Raw genomic sequence first — 559 nt, 5'->3', positions numbered from 1 at the left:
GCGATACTATTTCTTTTTATGTTGTACCGATCCGTAATGCGGGTGCTTCGGTAATAAAAACGGGACCATTTAATGCCACAGCAACGTTAATTGCTGAGTATGAGTAACTAATCGTAGTTACAAATTGAAGTTAATAGCTAGTGAACATAAATAAAATTCAAATAGGATGACAGCTTGTTATCTTATTAATGATAAAAATCAAGTTTTATCATTATTTCATAGTGTTATATGATTAAGGTTATTTTATCAAAAGCCTGAAAATGAGGTGGCTAGGATGAAAAAATGCATAAAAAAACAATATATGCCCTTCATTAGTGCAGTGATAATTAGTGTAATGGCATTTTTTATTAATGTTGGAACGTCAATAGCGAGTAATGATGTTAAAATTAATATGACAGGTAATTTATTAGATTTTCCACCATGCGATGTATATAGCAGTGATGGTGTTGGCTCGCCAATCCATATTCATTTTAATGAAATAGGTATACAACGAATTGATGGGAATCGATTTAAACAAAACTGGATATTAAAAGTATCATGTGATGGTACCCTAGGAGCA

General features: G+C 31.7%; 1 pseudogene. It reads left to right on the top strand.

Annotated elements, in window-relative coordinates:
- Positions 1 to 274: 274 nt before the first annotated feature.
- Positions 275 to 559, top strand: a pseudogene (locus ACIPUA_RS17940) (hypothetical protein); the annotation flags it as partial.

It is taken from the genome of Providencia sp. AGC89 (genome assembly GCF_053543535.1).
Note: the sequence above shows the minus strand (reverse complement) of the source record. Positions and strands in the feature narration are given on the sequence as shown.